We start from the raw sequence: 18,598 nt of genomic DNA, 5'->3' as shown, positions 1-18,598 counted from the left end.
CGCTTAGAGGGGGACCTATGTGGACTCTGCCCCTGCTCATCCTGGCGATTGCCATCGTCATTTCCATTCCCTTGAGCCGCTACATGGCATGGATCATGGACGGCAAGTACCGGCCGCTGCCGGGGATGCGCTGGTTCGAAGCGCGCCTGGATAGTGGCGCCCAGGACTGGAAGCAGTACGCGCTGGCGCTGCTGGTATTCAATGGCCTGTTGTTCGTCTACGGCTTTGTCGTGCTCGCGCTGCAGCCGCTCGCCCCGCTTAACCCGCTGGGACGCGGGATGCTGGCGCCGTCGACGATCTTCAATACGGTCATCTCGTTCATGACCAACACGAACCTGCAGCACTACTCCGGAGACCAGCACTTCTCCAACTTCAGCCAGATCTTCTTCATCCTGCCGAACATGTTCCTGTCGGCCGCGGTCGGCCTGTGCGCCCTGACCGCCATCATCCGCGCCCTGCGTGGTGAGCAGACCATCGGCAATTTCTTCGTCGACATGTGGCGGGTCGTGATCTACATGTTCGTGCCCGCCGCACTGCTATGCGGGGCGATCTTCATCCAGCAGGGTACGCCCATGACGTTCCAGAGCGCGTATCAGGTAGCCACGCTGGAGCCGGGCGCAATAGGTACGGCCGACAACGGTGCGGCCAAGCCGCAGACCATCATCGTCGGCCCGGTCGCGGCCGTGGTGCCGATCAAGATGCTGGGTACCAACGGCGGCGGCTTCTACGGCATGAATGCCGCGCATCCGTTCGAAAACCCCACCGCAGCGAGCAATGTGCTGACCACGGTGGCAATGATGGTGTTCCCCTTCTCGCTGGTGCTGATGTACGGCCGCATGCTCAGGCGCTTCCGCCATGGGGTGGTGATCTACTGCGTCATGCTGACCATGATGGTCGGACTGATCGGGTGGGCGATCTACTGGGATACCTTGCAGCCCAATCCCGCGCTGACGGCGCAGCCGGTGGCACGCAGCTACCCGATGCCAGGCCGGACAACGGGCATGCCCGCTCTGCTGAATATCCCTGCGCATCCCGCCTTGCCGGTCGACCAGCACCTGGGCAACCTGGAAGGCAAGGAACTGCGCTTCGGGACTTCCGCCGGCGCCACCTTCGCGGCCATCACCACGGACGTCACCTGCGGCGCCGTCAACGCCGAGCACGACAGCCTGAATCCGCTGGCCGGGCTGTCGCCGCTGATCGGCATGTGGATCAACTGCGTGTTCGGCGGCAAGGGCGTGGGCATGATCAACCTGCTGCTGTTCCTGATCGTAGGGGTCTTCCTGGCCGGCCAGATGGTGGGCCGCACACCGGAATACCTCGGCCGCAAGGTCGGCGCGAGAGAGATGAAGCTGGCCATGATCGCGCTGCTGATCCACCCGATCCTGATCCTGGGCCCGACCGGCGTCTTCTCGGCAACGGACTGGGGGACCAAGGCTGAGGCCAATGCCGGCCCGCATGGCTTTACCGAGATCACCTATCAGTTCTCGTCGGCGTCGGCCAACAACGGCTCGGCCTTTGACGGCCTGGCGGTCAGCTATGGCCTGAATGCCAACCCCAACCCGCCGCCCACCGCGGTGCAGTGGGACGTGTCCACCGGCCTGGTGATGCTGTTCAGCCGCTATCTGCCGATCATCGCGCCGATCGCGATGGCAGTGTTCCTGGGGCGGAAAAAGACCGCTCCGGAGACGCTGGGAACGATGCGCGACAACACCCTGACCTTTGGCCTGTTGTTGCTGGGCACGATCGTCATCGTCGGCGCACTGCTGTTCCTGCCGGTGGCTGCACTCGGACCGCTGGCGGAGCACCTCGGACCGATTCCGTTTGGTGGATAGGCGTGCCACCTGTCAGGAGTTGCTTCAGAAATTGCCTCAGGCATTGCCTGGAGCGAAGCAGAAGCAGTGGGAGCCAATCATGGTTAGCATCAAGACCCCTCACGATGCCGTTGGCGGCTTGCCAACCGGGCTGAAGCCTACGCGCAGCCTGATGCCGCATGAACTGTTCCCCTGGCCGCTCGTACGCTCCGCCATGTGGCAGGCAGTGCTGGCACTGCGTCCGGATGTCCAATGGAAGAACCCGGTGATGTTCGTCGTCGAAATCGGCGCGGCGCTGACCCTCCTCTACACCGTGCAGATCGCGCGCGGGCAAGCGGAGAGCCAGGTTCCGCTGACCTATTTCCTTGCGCTGGATGTATGGCTGTGGGCGACGGTGCTGTTCGCGAACTTCGCCACCGCCATTGCCGAAGAGCGCGGCAAGGCGCAGGCGGAGTCGATGCGCCGCACCCGCCAGGATACGGTCGCCTATCGTCTGAAAGGCCTGAAAAGCCTGAAAGCCGGCATGCAGAGCCATGATGTCGAGACGGTGGCGTCCAGCAAGCTGGTGCCCGGTGACCTGGTGGTCGTCAAGGCCTGGGACGTCATCCCGAGCGACGGCGAGGTGGTCGAAGGGGTGGCGGCGGTCGACGAGTCCGCCATCACAGGCGAGTCCGCCCCGGTGATCCGGGAATCCGGCGGCGATCGTTCCGGCGTGACCGGCGGCACCATGGTGATCTCCGACCAGATCATCGTACGCATCACCGCGCGCGCGGGCGATACCTTCATCGACCATATGATCGCCCTGGTGGAAGGGGCGGTGCGCCAACGCACGCCCAATGAGATCGCGCTGACCCTGGTACTGTCCGCCTTCACGCTGATCTTCCTGATCGTCGTCGTGCCGCTCTGGCCGATGGCCCTGAGCGCCGAGCAGTACATGGCGTCGTACCTGGGCCTGTCCGCGCCGCTCAAGAGCCTGGGCACCGATGTGCCGACCCTGGTCGCCCTGCTGGTCTGCCTGATTCCCACCACCATCGGCGCACTGCTGGCAGCCATCGGCATCGCCGGCATGGACCGCGCGCTGCGCGCCAACATCATCGCCAAGAGCGGCAAGTCGGTCGAGGTGGCCGGCGACATCGATACGGTCGTGCTCGACAAGACCGGCACCATCACGATGGGCAATCGGCGCGCCACCCAGTTCCTGCCGGTTATCACGTCCACCGAAGCAGAACTGCGGCGCCTGGCCTCGCTGGCCTCGGCAGGCGACCAGACGCCGGAAGGCAAGAGCATCGTCACCGCGTCCTTGCGGCCCGACGAGCGTAGCGACGCCGTTTCGCCTCCGCCCAGCGCCACCATCATTCCCTTCACGGCCCATACCCGGATGAGCGGCATCGATCTGCCGGACGGCACGATCCTGCGCAAGGGCGCGCCCGACGCCGTCATGGCACACGTGCGCAAGCTCGGCGGCACGGTGCCGCCGGAACTGACCGGCATCCTCAAGGACGTCGGCAGCAGGGGCGCCACGCCACTGGTGGTCGCCAACGGCAATGTCATCGTCGGGGTGATCGCGCTGGAGGATGTGCTCAAGGAAGGCATCCACGACCGCATTCTGCGCTTGCGCAAGATGGGCCTCCATACCGTGATGGTCACGGGCGACAACACCCTGACCGCGGCGACCATCGCCGCCATGGCAGGGGTGGACGAGTACATCGCCGAAGCCACCCCGGAAGCCAAGCTCGTCTACCTGCGGCGCGAGCAGGCCGAAGGCAAGCTGGTGGCCATGATGGGCGACGGTACCAACGACGCCCCGGCCCTGGCGCAGGCGGATGTCGGCCTGGCCATGAACTCGGGCACCCAGGCAGCCAAGGAGGCCGGCAATATGGTCGACCTCGACAGCGACCCGACCAAGCTGATCGAGGTGGTGGAGATCGGCAAGCAACTGCTGATGACGCGCGGTGCGCTGACCACCTTCTCCATCGCCAACGACGTGGCCAAGTATTTCGCCATCGTGCCCGCGCTGTTCGCCGGGACGCTGCCGTGGTTGAAGGCGATGGACGTGATGCAGCTGCATTCGCCGACGTCGGCCATCCTGTCGGCCGTGATCTTCAACGCCCTGATCATCCCGATGCTGATCCCGATCGCGCTCAAGGGCGTGAAGTACCGGCCCCTGGGCGCCGACGCCCTGCTGCGCCGCAACCTGCTGATCTGGGGTCTTGGCGGCGTGGTCGTGCCCTTCATCGGCATCAAGCTGATCGACCTGCTGCTGGTGGGACTGCGGCTGGCCGCCTGACCCGGCCCGCCTGAAAGGAGAGAGCCATGTTCCGTCATCTCGGCAAAAGCCTGTGGCTGCTCATCAGCGTGGTCGTCGTGGTGTGCGGCGTCTATCCGGCCGTCCTGTGGGTGATCGGCCAGACGGCGTTTCCGTTCCAGGCGAACGGCAGCATGGTTGCCGGCCCCGACGGCAAGCCGGTCGGCTCACTGCTCATCGCGCAGCCGTTCAGCAAGGACGAGTATTTCCAGCCGCGCCCATCGGCCGTCTCGTATGACGCTTCCGCATCCGGCTCCTCATCGCTGGCCGCCAGCAACTACGCGCTGCGCGACCGCGTGGCACGTGCGATCGGGCCGGTGGCACGCTACGCCAGCGGCCCACGGCAAGGACAGGCGGTGGGGCCGGACGTAGAACACTGGTTCCAGGCCGACCGCTACCAGGGACAGCCGCACATCGTCGCGCAATGGGCGCACGCCCACAGTAGCCTGGCGCAGGCGTGGGTCAACGCCAGCCCGGTCCACGCCGCCTATGTCGACGCCTGGGCGAAGCGTCATCCGCAGCAGGTCGCCGCCTGGGTGAAGGACAACCCGGCCACGCCGCAGCCCAAGGCCGCGGATCTGGCCGTGCCCTTCTTCGAGGCCTTCTCCACCGGGCATCCGGGCGCCTTCCTGGCCGACAAAACCAAAGCGGGCGCCGACGGCAAGCCGGTCACATCGGTGCAAGTCGTGACGGCAGGCAGCGATATCCAATCGGTGTTCTTCGAGATGTGGCGGCAGGACCATCCGGAAGCCCCGCTCGCGCCCGTGCCGGCGGACATGGTCATGGCATCCGGCTCAGGGCTGGATCCGGACATCACCTTGGCCAACGCCATCTTCCAGCTCGATCGCGTGGCGGCTGCATGGGCGCGCGATACCAAGCGCGATCCCGCGATGGTGCGGGGAGAAATCCTGGCCTTGCTGGGGCAGCAGGCCAAGGCGCCGTTCAATGGACTGGCCGGCGAGCCGATGGTCAACGTGCTTGCCGTCAACCTGGCATTGCGCAGGCGTTATGGCGCGCCCAGCGCTTAGGGCGACGGCGGCGAGGTGGCCGCTCTTCGATACCGGCCATGCCAAGTGGGGGGGGGAAGCCTGGCTTCGTGCCGTTGGGCCTGTGGCGTGTCGCCGCGTGAGTATTCCCAGGCCCCTCCTACTGAGAGTGGTTTCCGGCCGGGCTGGCATGTCACCCGTAAAGCACAGTGAAAGCCCTCTTTTGAAATGCGAAATTGGCGCGCAAGGCGAATTCGACGATGCTTGGCACCGCGGCACGGGGCGACCCGGAAGCGCCCCAACATAAAAGGAGACAAGGCACATGATGCAATCGCGCACCGTTGGCGACCTGAAGGTCACTCGCATTCTCGAGTACGCCGGGCCCACGCACGATCCAGCCTTCCTGTTTCCCGACATCGACCGCAGCGTGCTCGACGCCAATGCCGATCTGATGGCGCCGCACCACTGGATCCCCCACATGAACAAGCTGATCGTGACGATCCAGTTCTGGGTGGTGCATGCGGGCACCGACATCATCGTCGTCGATACCGGCGTGGGCAACTTCAAGCCGCGCGCAGGCATCGCGCGCATGAACATGCTCAACACCCTGGTGCGCGAGTGGATGATCGCGGCCGGTGCGCCGCCGGAGAAGGTCACCCATGTGGTCATGACGCACCTGCACTCGGACCACGTCGGCTGGAACACCACGTGGCAGGACAATCGCTGGGTGCCCACCTTCCCCAACGCGCGCTACTACATTCCCAAGGACGATTTCGTCTTCTGCGAGCAGGGCCGCAACAAGGAGCCGGGCGTGGTGGATGTGTTCGGCGAATCGTTCTTCGACAGCGTGATGCCGGTGGTCAATGAAGGCCTGGCCGAGATGATCGAGCCCGGGCGCGAGATTGCCGGCTGCCTGCAGGTCGAGGCCGCCGCCGGCCACAGCCCGGGCCAGGTCGCATTCCGGGTCCGTTCCCGGGGCGAAGAGGCGGTCTTCTGCGGCGATATCCTGCACAGCCCCTTGCAGATCGTGCGCCCGGACCTGAACTCCGGCTATTGCATCCGTCCCGACCTCGCCCGCAGCACGCGCCTGGCCTTCCTCAACCAGGCCGCCGACAGCGGGGCGCTGGTGCTGCCGGTGCATTTCGGCGAGCCGCACTGTGGCTACGTGCGGCGCCAGGGCCAGGGCTTCCGCTTCGAACCGGCCGGCTGGTAGCGCGCGGCAGCCCGGCGCGGCGCCGTAGCCGGCAGGCGTGCCGGCCGCCGCGGTGGCCGCGCGCCCGCTCCTTTGTCGCAGGCGTCTCGCTCATCGCGGTTATCATCCCCGCTATACGATCGAGCCGCGAGACCTGCAGTATGGCTGTTCCCTTCGACATCACCGATTTCCGCCTCTTCGTCAACGTAGCGGAAACGCGTAGCCTGACCCGTGGCGCCGAACGGTCCTTCCTCTCCGTGCCGGCAGTCAGCAACCGCATCAAGAACCTGGAAGACACGCTGGGCGTGCGCTTGCTGGAGCGCTCGCCGCAGGGCGTGGCGCTGACTGCGGCCGGCGAAGTCTACCTGCAGCATGCGCGCGTGGTGCTTGCCGAGCTGGAGCGCCTCACCGGCAACCTGCAGCCCTTCACCGCGGGCCTGAGCGGGCAGCTCAAGCTGGTAGCCAATACCACGGCGATCACCGAGTACCTCCCGCCCGTCATCGGCGACTACCTCGCCACCCATCCCGATGTGCGCATCGACGTGCGCGAGCGCCTGAGCGACGATGTCGTGCGCGTGGTCCGCGAAGGCGGCGCCGATCTCGGCATCATCTCCGGCAATGTGCCCACGGCCGGACTGCAGGCGCTGCCCTTCGTCAAGAGCGCGCTGATCCTGGTCGCGCCGCTCGGCCATCCCTTGCTCGCGGAGCCGGCGGTATGGTTTGAGCAGTCGCTCGATTACGCCTTCGTCGCTTTGCTCGAAGGCAGCGCCTACCAGATGTTCCTGACCCGCGCCGCGGGCGCGCTGCACAAGCCCATGACGATCCGGGTACACGTCGCCAGCTACGATGCCACCTGCCGCATGGTGGCCGCCGGCGCCGGCATCGCCATCATGCCCAAGGCCGCCTTCGCGCGCCTGAAGGGCGAGCAGCCCATCGGCTTCTGCGACCTGCGCGACGACTGGGCCGTGCGCACCTTCCAGCTCTGCGCGCGCGACCTTGAGGGTTTGTCCAGCTTCGCGCGCGAGTTTGCCAACCGCCTGATCGGCCGCTACGCGCCCGCAGGCAGCGCGGACTAGCGGCGTCACAGGGGGGCGCCAGGCGCGCGCCATCGCTTCGCTTCACTTCTTCCTCGAGTTTCCCCCTACTTTCCTCTGCTTCGCACACCGGACCCGAGTCGTTCCGGCAAGCATGGGGAGGGGCTTAATGCGCGCCTAAGGGCAGGTCTTAACGCAGCGCTAAGGGTGCTTGCAGATCGCGAAATTGTTCACCTGGTGGGTGCATGGCAACCTAGCCGTGCCAGATAACAACGACGCGAGACATGATCGACAAGCTCTATGCAACGGCGCGCGATGCCGTGGCCGACGTGGCCGACGGCGCTACCGTCGCCATCGGCGGATTCGGCGGCGCCGGTATGCCCGACGAACTGATCGACGCCCTGATCGAGCAGGGTGCCAAGGACCTCACCGTGGTGAGCAACAACGCCGGCAACGGCGACACCGGGCTTGCCGCGCTGCTCAAGGCGCGCCGCGTGCGCAAGCTGATGTGCTCGTTCCCGCGCCAGCGCGACGCCTACGTATTCGAGGAGCTGTATCGCGCCGGCGAGATCGAGCTGGAGGTCATCCCGCAGGGCACCCTGGCCGAACGCCTGCGTGCGGCGGGATGCGGCATCGGCGGCTTCTACACGCCGACCGGCCACGGCACGCTGCTGGCCGAGGGCAAAGAATCACGACGCATCGGCACGCGCGACTACGTGCTCGAGTATCCCATCGCCGTCGACGTCGCGCTGATCAACGCCGCGGCGGCCGACCGCTGGGGCAACCTTATCTACAACAAGACCGCGCGCAACTTCGCGCCCGTCATGGCGATGGCCGCCGCCACCACCATCGCCGCGGTGACGCGTGTGTGCGACCTGGGCGAGCTGGACCCCGAGGCCATCGTCACGCCCGGGATCTTCGTCAAGCGCGTGGTCTTGCGCGATGGCGCCTGTACGCACGAGGCGCGCGGGCAGGCAAGCACGCAAGCAGGGACGCATACAGGCGCGCGAGCAAGCATGCAGGCAAGCGGACAGGCAAGGTGAGGCAAATGGACCAAGTGGCAAGAAACCTGCTGGCTGCGCGCGTGGCGCGCGACATCCCCAACGGTGCGTACGTGAACCTCGGCATCGGCCTGCCCACGCTGGTGGCCAATCACCTGCCCCGGCACCGCGAAGTCATCCTGCACAGCGAGAACGGCGTGCTCGGCCAATGGTCGGCCGCCGAGCCCGGCCAAGAAGACTGGGAGCTGATCAACGCCGGCAAGGAAGCGATCCGGCTGGAACGGGGCGCGGCCTTTTTCCACCACGCCGATGCCTTCGGCATGATGCGAGGCGGCCATCTCGATATCTGCGTGCTCGGCGCCTTCCAGGTATCGGCGCGCGGCGACCTCGCCAACTGGCACACCGGCGCGCCCGACGCCATCCCCGCGGTGGGTGGCGCCATGGACCTGGCGATCGGTGCCAAGCAGGTGTTCGTGATGATGGATCACCTGACCAAGGACGGCGCCAGCAAGCTGCGCCGCCAGTGCAGCTACCCGCTGACCGGGCTGGCCTGCGTGAGCCGCGTGTACACCGAGCTCGGCACTTTCGCCATCGGCCCGCAAGGCGTGTCGGTCATTGAGATCGTCGGCGACATGTCGCCGCAGGCCCTGCAGTCGGTCACCGACGTGGAACTCGACTTCACGAGCATGGTGATGGCCGAATACGCCTAGCACCAGCCCGGAAGGTCCGCGCCGGCCCTGGCCGCCTGGCGCGGGCAACGCCAAGACAAAGACAAGACCAAGGCAAGACAGTAAGACAGGAGACAACAATGACAGATTGGTACAAGTCTGGGACCGCCCAGCAGAAAAAGACGTTCTGGGCCTGCTATTCCGGCTGGGCGCTGGATTCCTTCGACATGCAGATGTTCAGCTTCCTGCTGCCCGCGCTGACCGCGGCGTGGGGCCTGAGCAAGGCGGAAGTCGGCGTGCTCGGCACCGTGGCGCTGGTCGTCACCGCCATCGGCGGCTGGGGCGCTGGCATCCTGAGCGACCGCTACGGCCGCGCGCGCATCCTCGTGCTTGCCATCGTCTGGTTCACGCTGTTCGGCGTGCTCGCCGGCTTCGCGCAAACGTACGACCAGTTCCTGATCGCGCGCACGCTGCAGGGGCTGGGCTTCGGCGGCGAATGGGCCGTCGGTGCCGCGCTGATGGCCGAGGTGATCGACCCCAGGCACCGTGGCAAGGCCATGGGCTTCGTGCAGTCCGGCTTCGCCGTGGGCTGGGCGCTGGCGGTGGTGGTGGCCACGCTGTTGCTGGCCTGGCTGCCGCATGACATGGCCTGGCGCGTGGCGTTCTGGAGCAGCGTGATCCCGGCCTCGGTCGTGCTCTTCATCCGCCGCCACATCAAGGACTCGGCGATGTTCGAGCGCGCCCGGCAGAGCCGCGCGCCACGCGCCTCGCTGGCGTCCGTGTTCAACCGCCAGTATGCGCGGTCGCTGATCCTCTCCAGCGTGCTGGTGATCGGCCTGCAGGCCGGCTGCTACGCCATCCTGGTGTGGCTGCCGTCGCTGCTCAGCCAGCGCCAGGTGGCCGCGTCCTCGATGATCGTCACCGTGTTCATCATGTCCTTCGGCTCGTTTTGCGGCTTCGTCGTGACGGCCGACCTGGCCGATCGCATCGGCCGGCGCCCCACGCTGATCGGCCTGGCCATCAGCGCATGGATCGTCACCGCCAGCTATATGCTGCTGCCGCTCAACCCGGTGCTCACCAGCGTGCTCGGCTTCCTGGTCGGCTTTTCCGCCATCGGCATGTTCGCCGCGCTCGGCCCCTTCCTGAGTGAACTGTTTCCCACCCATGTGCGCACCACCTGCATGGGCTTTGCCTACAACGTCGGCAAATCCGTGGGCGCGGGCTCCGTCGTCGGCGTCGGCGTGCTGTCCACCCACATCGGCCTTGCCAATGCCATGGGCGCATTCTGCCTGGTGGCCTACGCCTTCGCCGTGTTCGGCATCCTGCTGCTGCCCGAGACGCGCGGCATCGCCATCGAGCACATCGGCGAAGCGGACGACGGCCAGGCCGGCATGGCCTCCGCCACCCCCCTCGCGCAAGCTGCGCGGGCGCATACTTGACGCCGCCGCGCCGCGCCGCGCCGCGCCGCGCCGCAATACACAAGCAAGATAGATCCCCATTCGTACCAAGAGGAGAAGAGATGATCCGCATGCTGTACCTGCTGGTGAAGCCAGAAGGCATGTCCGACGAAACCTTCCGCGCCGAATGCCGCGTGCACTACGACATGTCTCACGACGTGCCGGGCCTGCACAAATATGAAGTCCGCCTCGTCGCAGAACAGCCCACCGACACCCACGTGCCCTTCTTCGACATCGGACATGTCGACGCCATCGGCGAATGCTGGTTCGAGAACGAAGCCGCCTACGCCACCTACATGGCCTCCGACATCCGCAAGGCCTGGTTCGAGCACGGCAAGACCTTCATCGGCCGGCTCAAGCCCTTCCGCACCGAAACCGTCGGCAGCGACGACGCGGCTTGAGGCGGTCGCACCCTGCAGATCACCACCACGCGGGCCCGGGCCGGCGCATCGCGCGACCGTGCCCGCCCCTCATACCAGGAGACACCATGCTTTACCACGTGCAGATGGACGTGAAGATCCCCGACACCCTGCCGGCCGAGCAGGCCGAAGCCATCAAGGCCGCCGAGAAGGCGCGCGCCATCGAGATTCAGCAATCCGGCAAATGGCCGCACCTGTGGCGTGTCGTGGGCCGCTATTCGAATGTCAGCATCTTCGATGTGGAGAGCAATGACGAACTGCACAGCCTGCTGTCGTCGTTGCCGTTGTTCCCGTATATGACGATCCAGGTGACGCCGCTGGCTCGGCATCCGTCAGCGATCTGAGGACCGTCTCGACAGGCGAGGGGCCTGGCATGGCTGGCCAGTGTCCCCACCCTGTCAGTTCTTATAGCTTCGAAGGCCGCCATACGGACCACGGTTTGCGCCGTGACGCGCACGAAGTCGGTCCGTCCCGCTTGCGTTCCCGGCCGCCGGCACTCTCCCCCCTTATCTTCTGTTCTACGTCGAGGGCGTCGCCACCTCTCCGGAATCCTGCAGCCGCTGATAGTTCCGCCGCAGAATCAGCCCCGCGTAGTAGACATGCTCGCGCATCAGCTGCTCCGCCCTGGAGCAGTCGCGCGCGATCACGGCTTCCACGATGCGGTGGTGGTCGCCGTGCGAGCGCAGGATGATGGCGTGGTCGTCCCAGAGCACGATGCGGTCCGACGCATAGGGGATGTTCTGGGCCTGCTCCGCAAAGCGCGTCACCCACGGATTGCCGGATGCTTCGAGCAGCGTGTCGTGGATGGCGACGTTCATCTGCTGGTAGGGCTCATGGTCCTCCGGCCGCAACTCGCCGCAAGCCAGGATGCGATCGCCCTCGGCAAGGCAGGCCTTGAGCCGGCTTGCCTCTTCCTCTGACAGGCCGCGTGCCGCGGCATTGCGGCACGCCAATCCCTCCAGCACCGAGCGCACCTCGTAGGCGGCAACGATCTCCTCCAAGGCGAAGCCGCGCACCAGGTAGCCCCGCTTCGGCTGATGATCGATCAAGCCCTCCGTGGCCAGCACGCTCAATGCGGCGCGCACGGGGGTGCGGGAGACCCCCATCTGCGTTGCCAGAGGGATCTCTTCCAGCCGCGTGCCGGGCCGTACCAGGCCGTGGAGGATCCAGTCACGCAGCGTGGCGGTGACGTCTTGGGCCAGTGTCCGCATTGGCTTGTCGACTCCTGTGAATACCAATCAAGGATACATGAGAGAGGGGATTGTGCCTGAATAGGGTAAACCATCCTGGAATATAGGCATTCATGTATACATACTGACTCCGCGACAAATTGTGCACGACAAGGCTTTCGGGAGAAATCATGTCAAGGTCGATGGATGAGGCAGGCGCCCCCTGGCTCGGCTTCCGTGACCGCGTTTGCGCGGTCACCGGGGCGGGCGGCGGCATCGGCGCGGAGATTGCCCGGCGGCTGTGGGAGGCGGGGGCCTACGTCGCCCTGCTGGACCGGGACGAGGCGGCCCTGGACAAGGTGCTGGCCGGCCTGGGCGGTGGCGCGGAGCGGGTCATGGGCCTGCCGTGCGACGTGACCAGCGCGGCATCGGTGCAGGCCGCAGCGGACCAGGTGCAGGCCGCCTGGGGTCCTGTGGCACTGGTGGTGAACAACGCGGCAGCGCTCTATGCGGATGCCTTGATGGACATCGCCCTGGATAAGTGGAACCAGTTGCTGGCCGTCAACCTGTCCGGCTACCTGCTGTGCGCGCAGGTCTTCGGGCGCCAGATGATGGCGCGGGGCGGCGGCGCCATGGTCCATATCGCCTCCATCTCCGCGAGCATTCCCCAGCCTTACAGCGGCGCGTACAGCGTGAGCAAAGCCGGCGTGAAGATGCTGTCGCAGTTGCTCGCCGTCGAGCTGGGCGCGCATGGCATCCGCAGCAACGTGGTCAGCCCCGCCATGATCCGCACGCCGATGAGCGAGGGCATCTACGCCGACCCCGCCGTGCGCCAGCGCCGCGAGCAGATCGTCCCGGCCGGCCGCATCAGCACGCCGGCCGACATCGCCGGCGCCGTCCTGTTCCTGGCCAGCGACGCCGCCGCCTACATCAGCGGGCAGGAGATCCTGGTCGACGGCGGCCTGACGCAGGCCTGGCTGGGCATGATTCCGCGTCCCGGCTTCCAGAAGGAAGACGTGGCGGCGCCAGCGGGCAGCTGAGGAGGCTCCCGGCCCGCGCCATCTTCTGCTCCCCAACCTTCATACCTATACCGACAGCCCCAGAAGGAGACACCCTTGAAACTGAGCAAGCGCTTCCTCGTGGCCGTGGCGGCCACGCTCGCCGCCCTGTGTGCCAGGGCGGAAACCCCTCCGGGGCTGACCGACAAGACCATCCGGATCGGCATGTTCGGTCCCCTGTCCGGCAATTCCATGGCCTACGGCTTCGACGTCATCAACGCGGCGAAGATGTACTACGACAAGGTCAACAAGGAGGGTGGCATCCACGGCCGCAAGATCGAGCTGGTGGTCGAGGACGACCGCTGCAACGCCAATGACCTGCTTGCCGCTGTGAAGAAGCTGACCGAGCAGGACAAGGTCTTCCTGCTGAACGGCGGCTCCTGCTCCGGCCCGGTGGTCGGCGCGCGCGAATACGTGGAGCGGGCGCAGGTGCCGCTGGTGATGCTCAATGCCTCCGGCGACGGCGCGCTGTACCCGCCGTCGAAATATATCTACGGCGCCTTCTCGATCTCCCAGCCCGCCGTCGGCGGCTCGATCGTCCAGTTCGCCACCGAGCACCTCAAAGCCAAGAAGATCGGCTACATCAACCATGACGATGCCTACGGCGGCTGGAACCTGAAGGGCGCCGAGTTCCAGTCGAAGCAGGTCGGCGCGAGCCTGCAGGTGCAGTCGATCAACCCGAACATCACGGATGTCACCGCGCCTATGCTCAAGATCCGCGCGGGCAACCCCGACGTGCTGGTCATCGCGACCTACGCGCGGCCGGTCAGCCTGCTGGTGAAGAAGGCGCACGAACTGGGCTGGACCAAGCCGATCGTCATCGCCGTCAACGGCACCGCCGACCTCAAGCAGCTGGTCGAGAACGTCGGCAGCCAGGACGCCCTCAAGAACGTCTACCTGCAGGAAGTCATGCTGGACGTGCCCGGCGGCGCCAAGTTGCAGTGGGTCTACGACATGTACAAGGCGTACTACCCCGAGCTCGCCGCCAAGCCCGGCCATCCTCAGACCTACATGCCCTACGGCATTCCCTCCGCGATGGCGGTGGTCAACGCGCTCAAGGCGGCGGGGCCGCAGCCCACGCGCGAGAAGTTCCTCGATGCGATGGCGCAGACCCGATTCGACTCCAAGGTGATGGCCGGTCCCATCACGTTGACGCAGACCGACCACGCCGCGCAGAAGTCGGCCATCTACCTGAAGTTCGATGGCCAGAACAAGACCCAGGTGCCGGGTTCCTACCGCAGCGCCTGGACCTACCAGCCTCAGTGACCCACTGACCGACCTCGGAGCCGGCGCGCGCGGCCATGCGGCCGCTGCGCCCGCGCATGACCATGACTTTCAACGATGCTTGGCTGTTCCTGCAGCAGGGCCTGTTGTCCGGCCTTGTCACGGGCAGTGTCTATGCCTTGCTGGCACTGGCCATCGTGGCGGTGTTCAAGACCACTGACGTGCCCAACTTCGCCCAGGGCGAGATGTTCATGATCGGCGGCTATGTCGCGCTGAGCCTGCTGCTGCTCGCGCAGCTGCCCTATGCGGTGGTGATCCCTCTGACCCTGCTGGTGATGGCGCTCGGCGGCGCGCTGTTCCAGCGGCTGGTGATGGAGCGTGTCACCGGATCGCGCGGGGTGGGCGTGCAGCTAGTCATCGCCACCTTGGGCCTTGCCTACTTCCTCAAGGGCCTGGTGCGGCAAACTGGCCTGGGCGACACCCCGCGCTCCCTGCCCGCGCTCGTGTCGAGCGACGCCGTGTTGATCGGCGACGCGGCACTGACCCGTCTGGACGTCGCTATCTTCGTGGTCGCGATGGTGGTGATGGTGCTGATCTATCTCATGTTCACCTACACGCGGATCGGCAAGGCCATGCGCGCGGTCGGCATGAACCCGCGCGCGGCGCAGATCGTCGGCATCCGGCTGTCGCGTATCCGCATGCTGGTGTGGGCCATGTCGGGCCTGATCTCGGCGGTCGCAGCGCTGCTGATCATGCCCAAGGTCCTGGTCACCCCCGATATCGCGCATATCGCCATCCTGGCGTACGCCGCGGCCATCGTCGGCGGCTTCACCAGCCTGCCCGGCGCGGTGCTGGGCGGGCTCGTGATCGGCATCGTGGAAAACCTGGTGGGCCTGTTCGTCTCCACGAACGCCATCGTCGTGGCGCCGTTCCTGGCCATCCTCGTGACGCTCATCGTGCGGCCCCAGGGCCTGCTCGGTGGCAAGGTGCAGGTGAAGAAGGTATGAAAAAGCCCACGCTAGACCAGGCGGCGCTGCTCGTGCTGCTGGCCATCCTCTGCATACTCCCGTTCACCGCCACGGGCTATGTCCTGTACGTCGTCAACCTGCTGATGGTATTCGTGGTGCTGGCGCTCGGCATGCACGTGGTGATCGGCGAGGCTGGGCAGTTCGCCCTGTCGCACACGGCCTTCTACGGCATCGGAATCTATACCGCTGGCCTGATCAACACCAACTGGCACCCGCCCTTCGTGGTCTCCATCCTCGCCGGCGGGTTGCTGGCGGCGGCGCTGGGCTATGTGATCGGTTTCCTGGCGCTGCGCATGCGCGACATCTACCTGGCGCTGGCCACCTTCGCCTTCGGCGAGGCCATGCAGTGGGTCTTCCTCAACTGGGAGCCGGTCACCGGCGGCTCCAACGGCATGCGCATGCAGCCAGCGGAAGTGTTCGGCCTGAAGCTGACCAACGACATCCAGGCCTACCCCTTCGTGATTGGCCTGACGGCGTTGATGCTGTGGCTCACGGTGTCGCTTTCCCGCTCGCAGTTCGGTTCCGCGCTGCGTGCCGTGCGCGAGAGCGACGTCGCCGCGACGGCCATGGGCATCAACGCGCGCGCCATGAAACAGGCGGCGTTCGCCATCTCGGCCGCGTTCGCCGGCATCGCCGGCGGCATGTACACCGTGTTCGTCTCCTTCATCCACCCGGAGAGCCTGGGCTTCCAGACCACCATCCTGGTGCTGACCATGATCGTCGTGGGCGGCCTCGGCTCGGTGCGGGGCGCGGTCGCCGGGGCCATCACCTTCGGCATCATCTCGGAGCTGCTGCGCCAGGCGCTGTCGCTGCAGGAGATCTTCTACGGCGCCATTCTGATGGGATTCATGATGTTCAAGCCGCGCGGCCTGTTTGCAGGCCGCAGCAGCCGTGCCGCGCGTCCGGCGCATGCTGCCGCTGTTGGCAACGTCGCCGATGCGGGCACGCGCCAGCATGGCCTCTCAAAGGGGAACCGCGCATGAACACCGCCACCCCCTTTCTCGATGTACAAGGCATCACGGTGCGCTTCGGCGGGCTGACCGCCGTCAATGACCTGTCCTTCCAGGTGCGCAAGGGCAGCATCCACGCCCTGATCGGCCCCAACGGCGCCGGCAAGTCGACCACCTTCAATTGCATCTCGCGCTACTACCAGCCCACGGCCGGCCGCATCCTGCTGGACGGACAGGATGTGAGCCACGCCCGCGCCGAGCGCATGGCCGGCTTCGGTGTCGCCCGCACCTTCCAGAACCTGGAGCTGTTCGCCGAACTGAGCGTCTACGAGAACGTGCTGCTCGGCTGCCACGCGCACAGCGCCGGCACGCTCGCACGCCTGCTGCGGCGGCCGGACGGCGAAACACGCGACCTGGTGGACAGCCTGATCGAGCGGGTCGGCCTGCAGCACGACCGGGACACGCCCGCGCGCGAGCTGGACTTCGGTCACCAGAAGCTGCTCGAACTCGCCCGTGCGCTGGCGCTCAAGCCGCGGCTGCTGCTGCTCGACGAGCCCGCCGCGGGCCTGCGCAACCGCGACATCGAAAACCTGGACCGCCTGCTGACCGAGCTCGCCACCCGCGACGGCATCACCGTGCTGCTGGTCGAGCACGTCATGCAACTCGTGATGTCGATTTCCGACCGCATCACCGTCATGTCCTTCGGCGAGAAGATCGCCGAAGGCAGTCCCGCCGAAGTGGCCGAGGACCCGCGCGTGATCGAAGCCTACCTGGGCAAGGGAGCCAGCCAATGAGCGAGGCGATGCTGGAACTGCGCGGCGTCAGCGCATCCTATGGCGCCATCCAGGCGCTGCAGGATGTCTCGCTGCAGGCGCCACGGGGCGCTATCGTGGCGCTGCTGGGCAGCAACGGCGCGGGAAAGAGCACCACGCTCAATGCGATCTCGCACCTGATCGAGCCCTCCGCGGGCGAGATCCGCTTCGACGGCGCGCCGATCCGGCGCCTCGCTTCGGACGAGATCGTGCGGCGCGGGCTGGTGCAGGTTCCCGAGGGCCGCGAAGTGTTCAAGGACATGAGCGTGCGCGAGAACCTCGAGCTCGGTGCCTACCTGCGCAAGGGGCGGCGGGGCATCGCCGAGGACTTCGAGCGTGTCTACGCCATGTTCCCGCGCCTGAAGGAGCGCAGCGAGCAGCGCGCGTCGACGCTGTCCGGGGGCGAGCAGCAGATGCTGGCCATCGGCCGCGCGCTGATGGCGCGGCCGCGCATGATCCTGCTGGACGAACCCTCGATGGGTTTGGCGCCGGTGATGGTGGAGCAGATCTTCGGCATCATCCAGCGCCTCAACCGGGAGCAGGGGCTCACCATCCTGGTGGTCGAGCAGGACGTGCGGCTCGCGCTGCGCGTGGCGAGCTACGCCTACATCCTGGAGAACGGCGAGCTGCGCCTGCAGGGGCCTTCGCAACAGTTGCTGGACGATCCGGCGGTGCGCCGGGCCTACCTCGGCGCCTGAGCGGCGCCCATCCAAGGGGGACGATTCGTGGACCTGCTGAAGAACAAGCTCGCCCTGATCACCGGCGGCGGGGGCGGGCTCGGTGCCGCCATGGCGCATGGCTTCGTTGCGGAGGGCGCGCGCGTGGTGGTCGCCGACGTGCGGCCCGACAAGGCCCTGGCCGTCGCGCAGGCCATCCGCGCCCAGGGCGGCGAGGCTTGGGCCGAGGCCGCTGACGTGACGGACCGCGCCGCGATGCAGGGCCTGGCGCAGGCGCTGACGTCGCGGCTGGGGCCCATCGACGTGCTGGTGAACAACGCCGGCATCTCCGCCCGCGCGCCGCTCGACGATGCGGGCGCGGCCGAGGTGTGGGATCGGCTGATCCAGGTCAACCTGCAGGGACTGTTCAACGTCACGCACGCCTTCATCCCCGCGCTGAAGCAGTCGCGCGGCTGCATCGTCAACCTGTCGTCCATTGTCGCCTTCGTCAGCGGCATCTCGTCGGCTGGCTACATCGCCTCCAAGGGCGCGGTGCGTTCCTTTACGCAGGCGCTCGCCCGCGACCTGGCGCCCTTCCGCGTGCGTGCCAATGCCGTGGCGCCGGGGCTGATGCTCACGGACCTGGTGACCCCGCAGTTGCAGGTGCCGGGCGGCACGGACTGGTATATGGACCGCGTGCCGATGAAGCGCGCCGGCGAACCGCAGGAGATCGTCGGCCCCGTGGTCTTCCTCGCGTCCGCCATGGCGAGCTATGTGAACGGCGTGGTGCTGCCTGTGGACGGCGGCTTCCTTTCGGCGTGAGGGCGG

The 18,598-nt window shown here is 66.7% G+C and carries 18 protein-coding genes; 17 read left to right on the top strand and 1 reads right to left on the bottom strand.

Features of this window, described 5'->3' with window-relative positions:
- Window positions 1–17 precede the first annotated feature (17 nt).
- From kdpA to catC, 10 genes are all read left to right on the top strand, one after another.
- Window positions 18–1,832, top strand: coding sequence for a potassium-transporting ATPase subunit KdpA (gene kdpA / locus AC1Z3O_RS18355; protein ID WP_483517121.1), 1,815 nt, complete (start codon window positions 18–20; stop codon window positions 1,830–1,832).
- Between the two features lie 79 nt (window positions 1,833–1,911).
- Window positions 1,912–4,098 carry a potassium-transporting ATPase subunit KdpB gene (kdpB, locus tag AC1Z3O_RS18350; RefSeq protein ID WP_483517120.1) on the top strand — a complete coding sequence of 729 codons (2,187 nt, stop codon included), beginning with the start codon at window positions 1,912–1,914 and terminating at the stop codon, window positions 4,096–4,098.
- Window positions 4,099–4,124: 26 nt separating this feature from the next.
- Entirely contained in the window at window positions 4,125–5,144 is a 1,020-nt protein-coding gene (locus AC1Z3O_RS18345) for a potassium-transporting ATPase subunit C (protein WP_483517119.1), read from the top strand.
- Window positions 5,145–5,424: 280 nt separating this feature from the next.
- Window positions 5,425–6,315 carry an MBL fold metallo-hydrolase gene (locus AC1Z3O_RS18340; RefSeq protein ID WP_483517118.1) on the top strand — a complete coding sequence of 297 codons (891 nt, stop codon included), beginning with the start codon at window positions 5,425–5,427 and terminating at the stop codon, window positions 6,313–6,315.
- A gap of 140 nt (window positions 6,316–6,455) precedes the next feature.
- Entirely contained in the window at window positions 6,456–7,370 is a 915-nt protein-coding gene (locus tag AC1Z3O_RS18335) for a LysR substrate-binding domain-containing protein (RefSeq protein WP_483517117.1), read from the top strand.
- 242 nt (window positions 7,371–7,612) lie between these two features.
- Window positions 7,613–8,371: a 3-oxoacid CoA-transferase subunit A gene (locus AC1Z3O_RS18330; RefSeq protein WP_483517116.1), complete on the top strand. Its 759-nt coding sequence runs from the start codon at window positions 7,613–7,615 to the stop codon at window positions 8,369–8,371.
- Between the two features lie 5 nt (window positions 8,372–8,376).
- Window positions 8,377–9,039, top strand: coding sequence for a 3-oxoacid CoA-transferase subunit B (locus AC1Z3O_RS18325; protein WP_483517115.1), 663 nt, complete (start codon window positions 8,377–8,379; stop codon window positions 9,037–9,039).
- A gap of 98 nt (window positions 9,040–9,137) precedes the next feature.
- Window positions 9,138–10,436, top strand: a complete 1,299-nt coding sequence (locus AC1Z3O_RS18320; RefSeq protein ID WP_483517114.1) for an MFS transporter — start codon at window positions 9,138–9,140, stop codon at window positions 10,434–10,436.
- An 80-nt stretch (window positions 10,437–10,516) separates the two neighbouring features.
- Window positions 10,517–10,855 carry a 4-carboxymethyl-4-methylbutenolide mutase MmlI gene (mmlI, locus tag AC1Z3O_RS18315; RefSeq protein WP_483517113.1) on the top strand — a complete coding sequence of 113 codons (339 nt, stop codon included), beginning with the start codon at window positions 10,517–10,519 and terminating at the stop codon, window positions 10,853–10,855.
- Between the two features lie 86 nt (window positions 10,856–10,941).
- Window positions 10,942–11,217, top strand: coding sequence for a muconolactone Delta-isomerase (gene catC / locus AC1Z3O_RS18310; RefSeq protein WP_483517112.1), 276 nt, complete (start codon window positions 10,942–10,944; stop codon window positions 11,215–11,217).
- Window positions 11,218–11,391: 174 nt separating this feature from the next.
- On the opposite strand, the gene AC1Z3O_RS18305 is transcribed toward catC, so the two are convergent.
- Complete coding sequence (locus tag AC1Z3O_RS18305; RefSeq protein WP_483517111.1) at window positions 11,392–12,084, bottom strand: GntR family transcriptional regulator; 693 nt, start codon at window positions 12,082–12,084, stop codon at window positions 11,392–11,394.
- Window positions 12,085–12,233: 149 nt separating this feature from the next.
- Here AC1Z3O_RS18305 and AC1Z3O_RS18300 point away from each other — a divergent pair, with 149 nt between their 5' ends.
- The 7 genes from AC1Z3O_RS18300 to AC1Z3O_RS18270 all read left to right on the top strand — a co-directional run bounded on the left by AC1Z3O_RS18300 (window position 12,234) and on the right by AC1Z3O_RS18270 (window position 18,592).
- The gene (locus AC1Z3O_RS18300; protein WP_483517110.1) at window positions 12,234–13,082 is read left to right on the top strand and encodes an SDR family NAD(P)-dependent oxidoreductase; all 849 of its coding nucleotides are present in this window, start codon (window positions 12,234–12,236) and stop codon (window positions 13,080–13,082) included.
- A gap of 75 nt (window positions 13,083–13,157) precedes the next feature.
- Window positions 13,158–14,366 (top strand): ABC transporter substrate-binding protein, encoded by a 1,209-nt coding sequence (locus tag AC1Z3O_RS18295; protein ID WP_483517109.1) that lies wholly within the window; start codon window positions 13,158–13,160, stop codon window positions 14,364–14,366.
- A gap of 56 nt (window positions 14,367–14,422) precedes the next feature.
- The gene (locus AC1Z3O_RS18290; RefSeq protein ID WP_483517108.1) at window positions 14,423–15,331 is read left to right on the top strand and encodes a branched-chain amino acid ABC transporter permease; all 909 of its coding nucleotides are present in this window, start codon (window positions 14,423–14,425) and stop codon (window positions 15,329–15,331) included.
- Window positions 15,328–16,335 carry a branched-chain amino acid ABC transporter permease gene (locus tag AC1Z3O_RS18285; protein ID WP_483517107.1) on the top strand — a complete coding sequence of 336 codons (1,008 nt, stop codon included), beginning with the start codon at window positions 15,328–15,330 and terminating at the stop codon, window positions 16,333–16,335. The genes AC1Z3O_RS18290 and AC1Z3O_RS18285 overlap by 4 nt, the downstream gene beginning before the upstream one ends.
- Window positions 16,332–17,096, top strand: coding sequence for an ABC transporter ATP-binding protein (locus AC1Z3O_RS18280; RefSeq protein ID WP_483517106.1), 765 nt, complete (start codon window positions 16,332–16,334; stop codon window positions 17,094–17,096). The genes AC1Z3O_RS18285 and AC1Z3O_RS18280 overlap by 4 nt, the downstream gene beginning before the upstream one ends.
- Entirely contained in the window at window positions 17,093–17,812 is a 720-nt protein-coding gene (locus tag AC1Z3O_RS18275) for an ABC transporter ATP-binding protein (protein WP_483517105.1), read from the top strand. Before AC1Z3O_RS18280 ends, AC1Z3O_RS18275 begins: the two co-directional genes overlap by 4 nt.
- A 27-nt stretch (window positions 17,813–17,839) precedes the next feature.
- Window positions 17,840–18,592 carry an SDR family NAD(P)-dependent oxidoreductase gene (locus tag AC1Z3O_RS18270; protein ID WP_483517104.1) on the top strand — a complete coding sequence of 251 codons (753 nt, stop codon included), beginning with the start codon at window positions 17,840–17,842 and terminating at the stop codon, window positions 18,590–18,592.
- The last annotated feature ends 6 nt before the right edge of the window (window positions 18,593–18,598 follow it).

The sequence above is a fragment of the Cupriavidus sp. 09_S30 genome (assembly GCF_056930435.1).
The sequence above is the reverse complement of the archived record's forward strand: the minus strand, read 5'-3'. Positions and strand labels throughout refer to the sequence as shown.